9 protein-coding genes are annotated in these 10776 nt (G+C 69.4%); 5 read left to right on the top strand and 4 right to left on the bottom strand.

Annotated features, from left to right (window positions below):
* The 4 genes from ACZ470_RS11320 to ACZ470_RS11305 all read left to right on the top strand — a co-directional run.
* Positions 1–999: VWA domain-containing protein (locus ACZ470_RS11320; protein WP_468426628.1), on the top strand; the 999-nt coding region annotated here is incomplete at its 5' end.
* Between the two features lie 86 nt (positions 1000–1085).
* Positions 1086–2702 carry a methionine--tRNA ligase gene (gene metG / locus ACZ470_RS11315; protein ID WP_468426627.1) on the top strand — a complete coding sequence of 539 codons (1617 nt, stop codon included), beginning with the start codon at positions 1086–1088 and terminating at the stop codon, positions 2700–2702.
* A 120-nt stretch (positions 2703–2822) separates the two neighbouring features.
* Positions 2823–3188 (top strand): PH domain-containing protein, encoded by a 366-nt coding sequence (locus tag ACZ470_RS11310; RefSeq protein ID WP_468426626.1) that lies wholly within the window; start codon positions 2823–2825, stop codon positions 3186–3188.
* Between the two features lie 128 nt (positions 3189–3316).
* Positions 3317–4204: a hypothetical protein gene (locus ACZ470_RS11305; protein WP_468426625.1), complete on the top strand. Its 888-nt coding sequence runs from the start codon at positions 3317–3319 to the stop codon at positions 4202–4204.
* 64 nt (positions 4205–4268) lie between these two features.
* Here the strand turns inward: ACZ470_RS11305 and aspS are convergent, their stop codons facing one another.
* Positions 4269–6032, bottom strand: a complete 1764-nt coding sequence (gene aspS / locus ACZ470_RS11300; protein WP_468426624.1) for an aspartate--tRNA ligase — start codon at positions 6030–6032, stop codon at positions 4269–4271.
* A 156-nt stretch (positions 6033–6188) separates the two neighbouring features.
* Between aspS and ACZ470_RS11295 the strand changes: the two genes are divergently transcribed.
* Positions 6189–8312, top strand: coding sequence for an ATP-binding SpoIIE family protein phosphatase (locus tag ACZ470_RS11295; protein ID WP_468426623.1), 2124 nt, complete (start codon positions 6189–6191; stop codon positions 8310–8312).
* Between the two features lie 21 nt (positions 8313–8333).
* On the opposite strand, the gene ACZ470_RS11290 is transcribed toward ACZ470_RS11295, so the two are convergent.
* From ACZ470_RS11290 to ACZ470_RS11280, 3 genes are all read right to left on the bottom strand, one after another.
* A complete protein-coding gene (locus tag ACZ470_RS11290) occupies positions 8334–8966 on the bottom strand; it encodes a hypothetical protein (RefSeq protein ID WP_468426622.1) in 633 nt (210 codons plus the stop codon).
* A 104-nt stretch (positions 8967–9070) separates the two neighbouring features.
* Complete coding sequence (locus ACZ470_RS11285; RefSeq protein WP_468426621.1) at positions 9071–10063, bottom strand: pirin family protein; 993 nt, start codon at positions 10061–10063, stop codon at positions 9071–9073.
* Positions 10064–10173: 110 nt separating this feature from the next.
* The gene (locus ACZ470_RS11280) at positions 10174–10638 is read right to left on the bottom strand and encodes an SseB family protein (protein ID WP_392368717.1); all 465 of its coding nucleotides are present in this window, start codon (positions 10636–10638) and stop codon (positions 10174–10176) included.
* Positions 10639–10776 lie beyond the last annotated feature (138 nt).

Here is a 10776-nt window from a genome sequence, read left to right as displayed (position 1 = left end):
GTAGAGCCCGCAGCCGCCGACGGCGAGGACGCCCCACAGGGGCCACCCGCACCCGACAACGAAACCCGCACGGGCGGTGCGGGTGGGAACGAATCCCCCGCCGAAGGCGAAGCCGAGGCCGAACCCGCGGCCGCCGCGCCGAAGGCCGAAGCCGAGCCCGCAGCCGCCGACGGCGAGGACGCCCCACAGGGGCCACCCGCACCCGACAACGAAACCCGCACGGGCGGTGCGGGTGGGAACGAATCCCCGGCCGAAGGCGAAGCCGAGGCCGAACCGCAGCCCGAGCCGGAGGCCGAGCCGGAGGCCGATGCCGACCCCCAGCCCACCCCGGAGCCGGAGGCCAAACCCGCCACCCCCGCCGCCAAGCTCCGCAACACCACCCTCACCACCGCCTACAAGGCAGCCGGCACCGCCCTCAAGAAGCACAACCTCACCGGCGCCCGCGCCAAGGTCTACCTCGTACTCGACCGCTCCGCGTCCATGCGCCCGTACTACAAGGACGGCTCCGCCCAGGCCCTCGGCGAGCAGACCCTCGCCCTCGCCGCCCACCTGGACACCGAGGCCACCCTCCACGTCACGTTCTTCTCCACCGAACTCGACGGCACCGGCGAGCTGACCCTCGCCGACCACGAGAACAAGATCGACGAGCTGCACGCCGGCCTCGGCCGCATGGGCCGCACCAGCTACCACGTCGCCGTCGAGGCCGTCCTCGCCCAGCACGCCAAGGAAGCGGACGGCACCCCCGCCCTGGTGGTCTTCCAGACGGACGGCGCCCCCGACGCCAAGACCCCCGCCACCCAGGCCCTCACCGACGCGGCGAAGAACCACCCCACCGTGTTCTTCTCCTTCGTCGCCTTCGGTGAGCACGACAACAAGGCCTTCGACTACCTCCGCAAGCTGAAGACGGAGAACACCTCGTTCTTCCACGCGGGCCCGGCCCCCCGCGAGCTCACGGACAAGGAGCTGTACGAGGGGGTACTGGCGTCCTGGCGCCCGTAGCCCTCTTCCGCGGGGCGGACGGCACGCCCGTCCGCCCCGCGAAACGCGTGTGAGTCGATCTCCACGAGGCCAGTAGGATTTCGACCATGGCGGCCACTGGATCCGAGAAGCAGGGGGCGAAGGCGTACTACGTCTCGACCCCCATCTACTACGTCAACGACGCTCCTCACCTGGGCCACGCCTATACGACCGTCGCAGGCGACGTGCTCACCCGCTGGCACCGCCAGCGCGGTGAGAAGGTGTGGTACCTCACCGGCACGGACGAGCACGGTCAGAAGATCATGCGCACGGCCGAGGCGAACGGGGTCACACCCCAGGCCTGGGCCGACAAGCTCGTCACGGAGGCCTGGAAGCCCCTGTGGGAGCACCTCGACATCGCGAACGACGACTTCATCCGCACCACGCAGAAGCGGCACACCGACCGCGTCCAGGAGTTCGTGCAGGACCTGTACGACAAGGGCGAGATCTACAAGGGCGGCTACGAGGGCCCGTACTGCGTGGGCTGCGAGGAGTACAAGCTCCCCGGTGAGCTGCTCGACGGCGAGGGCGAGTACGCGGGCCAGAAGCTGTGCCCGATCCACAAGAAGCCGGTGGAGATCCTCAGCGAGGAGAACTACTTCTTCAAGCTGAGCGAGTACAGCGAGAAGCTGCTCGCCCACTACGAGGCCAACCCGGGCTTCATCCAGCCGGAGTCCGCGCGCAACGAGGTCGTGAACTTCGTCCGCCAGGGCCTCCAGGACCTCTCCATCTCCCGCTCGACGTTCGACTGGGGCGTGCCGGTCCCGTGGGACGACAAGCACGTGATCTACGTGTGGGTCGACGCGCTGCTGAACTACGCCACGGCGGTCGGGTACAACGAGAACCCGGAGAAGTTCGAGTCGACGTTCCCGGCCGACGTCCACCTGGTCGGTAAGGACATCCTCCGCTTCCACGCGATCATCTGGCCGGCGATGCTGATGGCGCAGGGCCTGCCCCTCCCCGGGAAGATCGCCGCGAACGGCTGGCTGATGGTCGGCGGCGAGAAGATGTCGAAGTCCAACCTGACCGGTATCAAGCCGCAGGACCTGACCTCGCACTTCGGCGTGGACGCGTACCGCTGGTACTTCCTGCGGGCGATCGCCTTCGGCCAGGACGGCAGCTTCTCCTGGGAGGACTTCTCCGCCCGCTACACCAGCGAGCTGGCGAACGACTACGGCAACCTGGCGTCCCGCGTCGCCGCGATGGTCGGCAAGTACTTCGGCGGCGAACTGCCGGCGTCGACGGCCGACGGCGAGGCGGAGCGGGCGATCCACGAGGGCCTGGCGAAGGCGGTCACGGAGGCGGACCGCCGCATCGGCGAGGAGCTGGACTTCCAGGGCGGCATCCTGGCGGTGTTCGACTTCGTGAAGCAGGTCAACGGCTACATCACGGAGCAGGAGCCCTGGAAGGTCGCGAAGGACGACTCGCCGGAGGGCAAGGCCCGCCTGGCGACGATCCTCTACACGGCCGCGGAGTCCCTCCGCGCGGTGGCGGTCCTCCTCAACCCGGTCATGCCCGAGACTTCCCAGAAGCTCTGGGACTCCCTCGGCGCGGAGGCCGGCCTCGGCGCGCTCGCCGACCAGAAGGTCCAGGAAGCCGGCACCTGGGGCGCCCTGCCCCCCGGCTCCACGGTCACCAAGGGCGCGGTGCTGTTCCCGCGTCTCGAGGAGAAGCCGACCGCGTAACGCGCTCGCAACAGCAGGGGCCCAGGAGAAGCAGAACCTTCTCCTGGGCCCCTCGCTTTGCGAAGATCATGTGAAGGCGGCCGAGATCCGGCCGTCGGCATCCCGTGGGGGGACTCATCCATGGCACTCTTCGGCAACGCGCACACCGTCGACCCGGCCAAGGCGCAGCAGGACTACGCCCGTCTGCTGGGCCACGGCGAGCAGGTGCACGCCGCGTTCCTGCTGATCCGCGACACCATCCTGTTCACCGACCGCCGACTGATCCTGGTCGACAAGCAGGGCATCACCGGCAAGAAGGTGGAGTACCACTCCATCCCGTACCGCAGCATCACCCACTTCGCGGTGGAGACCGCGGGCACCTTCGACCTCGACGCGGAACTGAAGATCTGGATCTCCGGCTCCCCCACCCCGGTCGAGAAGACCTTCACCAAGGGCGTCGACATCTACGAGGTCCAGGCCATCCTCACCCAGTTCGTGGCCCGCTGATCCCAGCGGGACCCGGGCTCCGTCATCCCGGGTCCCGCGGCTGGACATGAACGTTTCCCCGATTCACGAACGGGTGAACGCACTTCATCGGCCGGGTTCATGGCACCCGGCCACCGTACGTTCGGCGCATGGTCACATCAGCCCATGAGGGAATGCACCGCATCTTTCAGGAGCGACCCGAGATCCTCGCTCCCGTCTTCCAGGTGCTCGGCGTCCCGTTACCGGAGAAGGCGACCGTGGACGCCGTCACCACCGATGTGACGGAGACGCGGCCGATGGAGCGCCGCATCGACACGCTGCTGCGCATCGGACCGTCCGACGGGGAGGACTTCCTGCTCGCCGTGGAGGCGCAGGAGCGAAAGGACCCCGGAAAGGCATCGAGCTGGGCGTACTACATCGCGTACCTCCAGGCGAGATACGGTCTGCCTGTCCTGCTCCTCGTCGTCTGCCGTGACCGAACCACGGCGAAATGGGCGACCGGTCCCTTCGACTGCGGAACACGAGGGTGGACCGCTCAGCGGACCTGCCCCCTGGTCATCGGACCCGACAACCTCCCGGTCATCACAGATGACAGAACCGCCGCCGAAAAGCCCGCGATGGCCGCCTTTTCCGCCCTGGCACACGCCCAGAGCCCCGACATCGACGCCATACTGGATGCGCTGGGCCTTGCCCTGCACGGGATGGGCGAGAACGCCGCCGACTACTTCTACCAGTTCCTGGATGTCACCCTGGGCAAGACCCCAGCCGGAGACAAATGGAGGCACATCTTGACGTTCGTCAACTACTTCCCGGGCAGGGGCACCGTTCTCGAGAAGGCCTTCCATGAAGGTGAGGCCCGAGGTGAGGCCAAGGGGGTCCTTCGGGTGCTGGAGGTGCGTGGACTCGTCGTCTCCGATGACGTGCGTCGCCGGGTCTCCGGCTGTACGGATCTCGACCGGCTCAATGACTGGCTCGACCGCGCCGGCACGGTGACGCGGGCGGAGGAGCTCTTCGCCGACGAGGATCCGGCTTCCTAGACCCGAACACGGCGAAGGGGCCTGGAACCGGTACCAGTTCCAGGCCCCTCTGCCTGCGCCGGGGCTACTTCGGCTGGGGCTTGCGGATGGAGAGGTGGAGTTCCTTCAGGCGGGGCTCCTCCAGCTCCGTCGGCGCGCCCATCATCAGGTCCTGGGCGTTGCCGTTGAGCGGGAAGGAGATGGTCTCGCGGATGTTGGGCTCGTCGGCGAGGAGCATGACGATGCGGTCGACGCCGGGCGCGATGCCGCCGTGCGGCGGGGCGCCGAAGCGGAACGCGCGGAGCATGCCGGCGAACTTCTCCTCGACCGTCTCGCGGTCGTAGCCCGCGATCTCGAACGCCTTGAGCATGATCTCCGGCTCGTGGTTCCGGATCGCGCCGGAGGACAGCTCGACGCCGTTGCAGACGATGTCGTACTGCCAGCCCAGGATGTCCAGCGGGTCCTGGGTCTCCAGGGCCTCCAGACCGCCCTGCGGCATCGAGAACGGGTTGTGCGAGAAGTCGATCGCGCCGGTCTCCTCGTCCTTCTCGTACATCGGGAAGTCGACGATCCAGCAGAAGCGGAAGACGTCCTCCTCGAAGTGCCCGGCGCGCTTGGCGGCCTCGACCCGCACCGCGCCCATGATCTTCGAGACCTCGTCGAACTCGCCCGCGCCGAAGAACACCGCGTGGCCGGGGGCCAGGGAGAGCCGCTTGGTCAGCTCGGCGACGTTCTCCTCGGTGAGGAACTTCGCGATCGGGCCGGCCAGCGAGCCGTCCTCGCCGACCCGCACCCAGGCCAGACCCTTCGCGCCCAGCGTGACCGCGAAGTCGCCGAGCTGGTCGAAGAACTTGCGGGGCTGGCCGGAGACGTCCGGAACCGGCAGCGCGCGCACGTGCTTGCCGGCGAAGGCCTTGAACTCCGAGCCCTCAAAGATGTCGGTGATGTCGACGAGCTCCAGCTTGGCCCGCAGGTCCGGCTTGTCGGAGCCGTACTTCAGCATCGCCTCGCGGAACGGGATCCGCGGGAACGGCGACGTCACATGACGGCCGTTGCCGAACTCCTCGAACAACTCGGTCATGAGCTTCTCGATCGGCTGGAAGACGTCCTCCTGCTCGACGAAGCTCATCTCCACGTCGAGCTGGTAGAACTCGCCCGGCGAACGGTCGGCGCGGGCGTCCTCGTCGCGGAAGCAGGGCGCGATCTGGAAGTAGCGGTCGAAGCCGGAGATCATCAGCAGCTGCTTGAACTGCTGCGGCGCCTGGGGGAGGGCGTAGAACTTGCCCGGGTTCAGGCGGGACGGGACGACGAAGTCGCGGGCGCCCTCGGGGGAGGTCGCGGACAGGATCGGCGTCGCCATCTCGTTGAAGCCCAGCGCGGTCATCTTGTGGCGGATCGCCGAGATGACCTGCGTACGCAGCATGATGTTGCGGTGCATGCGCTCGCGGCGCAGGTCCAGGAAGCGGTACTCCAGGCGCCGCTCCTCGTTGACGCCGTCCTCGGCGTTGATCGTGAAGGGGAGCGGGGCGGCCGCGCCCAGCACCTCGACCGTGCCGACCTCGACCTCGACCTCACCGGTCGGCAGCTCGGGGTTGATGTTCTCCGCGCCGCGCGAGACGACCTTGCCGTCGACGCGGACCACGGTCTCCTTGGAGAGCTTGTCCAGCGCCTCGTACGCCTCCGTGCCCGGGCGGGCCACGAGCTGCGTGATGCCGTAGTGATCGCGCAGATCGATGAAGAGGATGCCGCCCAGGTCGCGCCGATTGTGCAGCCAGCCACTCAGCCGGACGTCGGTGCCGACGTCAGAGGCGCGGAGCTCGCCGCAGGTGTGGGACCTGTACCGATGCATCGTCGTTCATCCAGCCTTCGCGGATCGGGGTCTTTGTTTCACGTGAAACTCCCCCAAGCCTACCGGCCGACCCAAGATCGCTTCGCCGCCATTCTTCAGCGAGCGCTCCCGCGCCCCCTGTGGAAGTTTTCGACACCATCTTCATAAAGTGGTGCAATGCGCACTGGTGAGCCCCTGCCCGCCCTGGGGGACGTCCTCGCCGCCCTCGACACCGGTCTGTGGCACTGGGACACCGCCGCCGGGCTGGTCACGGTAGACGCCGTGGCGGCACGGCTGCTCGGACTGCCCGCCGAGCAGGTCACGCTCACCGAGGCACAGGTCCGGGCCCGTCTGCACCCCGTCGACTGGAACGAGATCACCGGGGTGATCCAGCTCGCCGTGGCCGAGGGCACCCTCGCCGAGGTACGGGTCCGGATCATGGACGACCAGAACCGGGTCGTCCGCGTGGTGCGCAGCCGCTCCAAACCCTCCTTCGACCGCGCCCGCAAGGCGTATGTCCTGACCGGCAGCCTCCAGGAGGTCACCGAGCCCATGCCGGGCACGCCCGCCGGGCGCAGCGCGGTCACCGGCGACTGGCGACGCTCCCGGGAGGCGTTCCTGCTGGACGCGGGCCGCGCGCTGGCGGAGGCGCGGTCGACGCAGGAGGTGCTGCGGGTCGCGGCCAATCTGTCGATGCCGGGCTTCTCACCGGACGGACTGGCCGTGTTCGGGGTGGAGGGCGACCGCCTCACGATCATCGGCCACCACGGACACGAGCCCGGCGCCGACAACCCGTTCACCTACATGCCGCTGGACACGGACTACCCGGCCGCCGAGGTGGTGCGCACGGGACGCGCCGTCTACCTCTCCTCCCCGGAGCAGTACAAGGCCCGCTACCCGCTCACCTGGCCCCTCGCGCAGCGCTTCGGACGCCAGTCCTGGGCCTTTCTGCCGCTGACCGCGTCCGGCCGCACGATGGGTGCCTGGCTGGCGGCCTTCGCCTACCCGGTCGCGTTCACGCCCGACGAGCGTTCCGTGCTGACCACGGTGGCCCGGATGCTGGCGCAGGCGCTGTCCCGCGCGGGCACGGCGGAGAGCGAGCGGGAGCTGAGCGAGGGCCTCCAGCGCACGATGATGCCGAAGCTCGGGCCCGGCATCCCGGGCATGAGCATCGCCGCCCGCTACGTTCCCACCGGCGGCGGACTCCAGGTGGGCGGCGACTGGTACGACGTCATCCCGCTGCCGAGCGGCCGTTTCGCGATGGTCATCGGGGACGTCCAGGGCCATGACGTACGGGCGGCCGGGCTGATGGGCCAGCTGCGGATAGCCCTGCGGGCCTACTCCTCCGAGGGACACCGCCCCGACGCCGTGCTCTCCCGCGCCTCCCGCTTTCTGCACGGGATCAACGAGGCGGACCCGGTCGAGCTGCGCTTCGCGACCTGTCTGTACGTCGAGGTCGACCCGGCGAGCGGAGTACTGGAGGTGGGCCGCGCCGGACATCCGGATCCGGTGATCCGCATGGCCGACGGGACGGTGCTGACCCGGCCGACGGCGGGGGGACTGCCGCTGGGCATCGACCCGGACGCCGACTACCCCACCACCCGGATCGTGCTGGAGTCCGGCGAGACCATGCTGATCTGCACGGACGGGTTGATCGAGACCGGCGGCCACGACCTGGAGACCGGCTGGCAGCGGCTGCGCGACATCCTCGAGGAGCACAAGGGCAACCAGGAGGAACTGGCCGACGCCCTGGTCCAGGCGGTGCACGGGCCGTCCTCCCACCACACCACCGGCCCGCTCGCCGACCGCCGCGAGGACGACATCGCCCTGATGCTGCTGTCCCGGCAGGGCGAGGGCTGCGGCTGCGGGGCGGAGGCGGACACGGTACGGCCCCCGGTGCGCCGCACCATGCTGACGGTGGCGCAGGCCGAGCCCGAACGGATCGCGGTGGCCCGTCAGCAACTGCGCGAGCTGCTGCACGACTGGTCCTCGCCGGACCAGGTGGACTCGGCGGTGCTGCTGCTGTCCGAGGTGCTCACCAACGTCCTCGTGCACACCGACACCGACGCGCTGCTGCTCGCCGAGGTCACCGGCGGCGGCGACGGCCGGCGGATGCGCATCGAGGTCACGGACGCGGGCGACGATCTGCCGCATGTGCGCAGGCCCGGCGAGCTGGCGTCCTCCGGACGCGGACTGGTCCTGATCGAACTCCTCGCCCACACCTGGGGCGTCGCCCCGCGCGGCGAGGGCAAGAGCATCTGGTTCGAGCTGTACGAGACGGAGGAGACCGGGGCCGACTGAGCGGGCCGGGCGGGCCGGTGCTCAGCCGACCACGGGATTGCCGTGCCCGGGCAGCCGGCCGCCCGGCGGCACGTACCGCAGCCGGCCCGTCGGGTCGGTCACCGGTGTGAACCCCGCGGCCCGCAGGAGGGCGGCGTACCTGGTGCGGTGGCGACGGGTGAAGGCGAGTCCGACGGGGACGACGGCCATCAACGCCGCCCAGAGGACGACGGTGAGGACGACGGCCCCGGCGCCCGAGCCGAGCAGGAGGCCGAGCGGCAGGGCCAGCGGGACGGTGCCGATGCCGGCGAGCAGGACCAGCTGCTTGTCGGTGTACATCGTGCTGATGTCGAACGTGATGCGGGCCTTGAGCAGCTCGACCGCTTCGGGCGCGATGCGCGGCAGCTCGCCGCCGTGGGCGGCCCTCGGGTAGCGCTCCCGGTTCCGCGCGGCCCGCGCGCGGGCCTCGGGAGTGGGGTCGGGCACGATGACGATCACGTACTGGTTGCCCTGCGGCCCGCCGTTCTGCCGCACGTCCGCGTACTCGTAGCCGAACTGCTGGGCCATGGCGGCGAGCCGGGCGAGCTTCGTCGTGGTCGCGAGGGCGCCGGTGACCCGGACGGGCTCCCCGCTCTCCATCCGCCGCAGCATCCTCCGTACCCGGCGCTCGCTCATCGTCGCCCCGCCCCCTCACCCCGGCCAGGCGGCCGTCCGGCCGCGCACGGACACATCATCGTGTCCGTACGCGGCCGGGTTCACTGCCGGGAGCAGGCAGTCTTTCAGGCGCCGTTGCTGCCGACGGCGGGTCCGCCCTCGGACATGCCGTGCACCGCCGGAACCGTTCCGAGCCGGCCCTTCTGGAAGTCCTCGAAGGCCTGCTGGAGCTCGTCACGGGTGTTCATCACGAACGGGCCGTAGTGGGCCATCGGCTCACGGATCGGCCGACCGCCCAGCAGCACGACCTCCAGGTCCGGCGTGTGCGAGTCCTGCTTCTCGTCCGCGCGGACGGTCAGCGAGGAACCCGCGCCGAAGACGGCGGTCTGGCCGAGCTGGACCGGGCGGCGCTCCGCGCCCACGGAGCCCTTGCCCGCGAGGACGTACGCGAGGCCGTTGAAGTCCTCGCGCCAGGGCAGGTTGATCTCCGCGCCCGGTGCCAGCGTCGCGTGCACCATCGTGATCGGCGTGTGCGTGATGCCGGGACCCTGGTGGCCGTCCAGCTCGCCGGCGATGACGCGCAGCAGCGCGCCGCCGTCGGGGGAGGTGAGCAGCTGGACGCTGCCGCCCCGGATGTCCTGGTAGCGCGGCGCCATCATCTTGTCCTTGGCCGGGAGGTTCACCCACAGCTGGAGGCCGTGGAAGAGACCGCCGGACATGACGAGCTGCTCCGGCGGCGCCTCGATGTGCAGCAGTCCGGAGCCCGCCGTCATCCACTGGGTGTCGCCGTTGGTGATGGTGCCGCCACCGCCGTGGGAGTCCTGGTGGTCGAAGACGCCGTCGATGATGTAGGTGACGGTCTCGAAGCCGCGGTGCGGGTGCCAGGGGGTGCCCTTCGGCTCTCCCGGCGCGTAGTCCACCTCACCCATCTGGTCCATCATGATGAACGGGTCGAGATGGCGGTAGTTGATCCCGGCGAACGCCCGGCGCACCGGGAAGCCCTCGCCCTCGAAACCGCTCGGCGCGGTCGTGACGGTGAGCACGGGACGTGCCGTGGCATCGGCGGGCGCGGTCACGCGGGGCAGCGTCAACGGGTTCTCGACGGTCACTGCAGGCATGTCGGTACCTCCTCGGTTACACCCATTTTAGTTGAGCATTGAACTTCCTGCCACCCGGAACAGAGAAAGCCCGGAGGGAATTCCCTCCGGGCTCGCGCGAGCGACACGGATCAGCCATACATGCGGCGCATCGCGAACTCGACCATCTGCTCCACGGCCTTGGCGTCGAACACCATCCGGTGCTCGCCCTCCATGTCGAGCACGAAGCCGTAGCCCGTGGGCAGCAGGTCGATCACCTCGGCGCCGGTGATCACGAAGTACTTGGACTCCTTGCCCGCGTACCGCCGCAGCTCCTTGAGCGAGGTGAACATCGGGATCACCGGCTGCTGGGTGTTGTGCAGGGCGAGGAATCCCGGGTTGTCGCCGCGCGGGCAGTAGACCTTGGAGGTGGCGAAGACCTGCTGGAAGTCCTCGGCCGCCATCTGGCCGGTGGTGAACGCGCGCACCGCGTCGGCGAGCGAGGGCGCGGACGGCTCCGGATACAGCGGCGCCTGCTGCCCGTACCCGCCCGGCATCTGCTGCTGCGGCGGGACGTAACCCTGCTGTGCCCCCGTGCTCTGGTCGTAGCCGTACATGCCGCACAGACTACTGACCCGGCGGGAGGGCTGGGTCACAGATGTCCGGATCGGGGTTGCTTCTTATTACCGACGGGTAGCATCATCGTAGCTACTTGTCGGTACGTGAATCAGTTGCGAGGAGTCAGTGCCTCGCCG

Source organism: Streptomyces sp. NPDC031111 (assembly GCF_055570675.1).
This window is presented reverse-complemented; position numbering and strand designations above follow the sequence as displayed.

Coding starts and splice junctions, on each gene's coding strand:
- metG (WP_468426627.1), top strand. CDS start 1,086: ATGGCGGCCACTGGATCCGAGAAGCAGGGGGCGAAGGCGTACTACGTC.
- ACZ470_RS11310 (WP_468426626.1), top strand. CDS start 2,823: ATGGCACTCTTCGGCAACGCGCACACCGTCGACCCGGCCAAGGCGCAG.
- ACZ470_RS11305 (WP_468426625.1), top strand. CDS start 3,317: ATGGTCACATCAGCCCATGAGGGAATGCACCGCATCTTTCAGGAGCGA.
- aspS (WP_468426624.1), bottom strand. CDS start 6,032: ATGCATCGGTACAGGTCCCACACCTGCGGCGAGCTCCGCGCCTCTGAC.
- ACZ470_RS11295 (WP_468426623.1), top strand. CDS start 6,189: ATGCGCACTGGTGAGCCCCTGCCCGCCCTGGGGGACGTCCTCGCCGCC.
- ACZ470_RS11290 (WP_468426622.1), bottom strand. CDS start 8,966: ATGAGCGAGCGCCGGGTACGGAGGATGCTGCGGCGGATGGAGAGCGGG.
- ACZ470_RS11285 (WP_468426621.1), bottom strand. CDS start 10,063: ATGCCTGCAGTGACCGTCGAGAACCCGTTGACGCTGCCCCGCGTGACC.
- ACZ470_RS11280 (WP_392368717.1), bottom strand. CDS start 10,638: ATGTACGGCTACGACCAGAGCACGGGGGCACAGCAGGGTTACGTCCCG.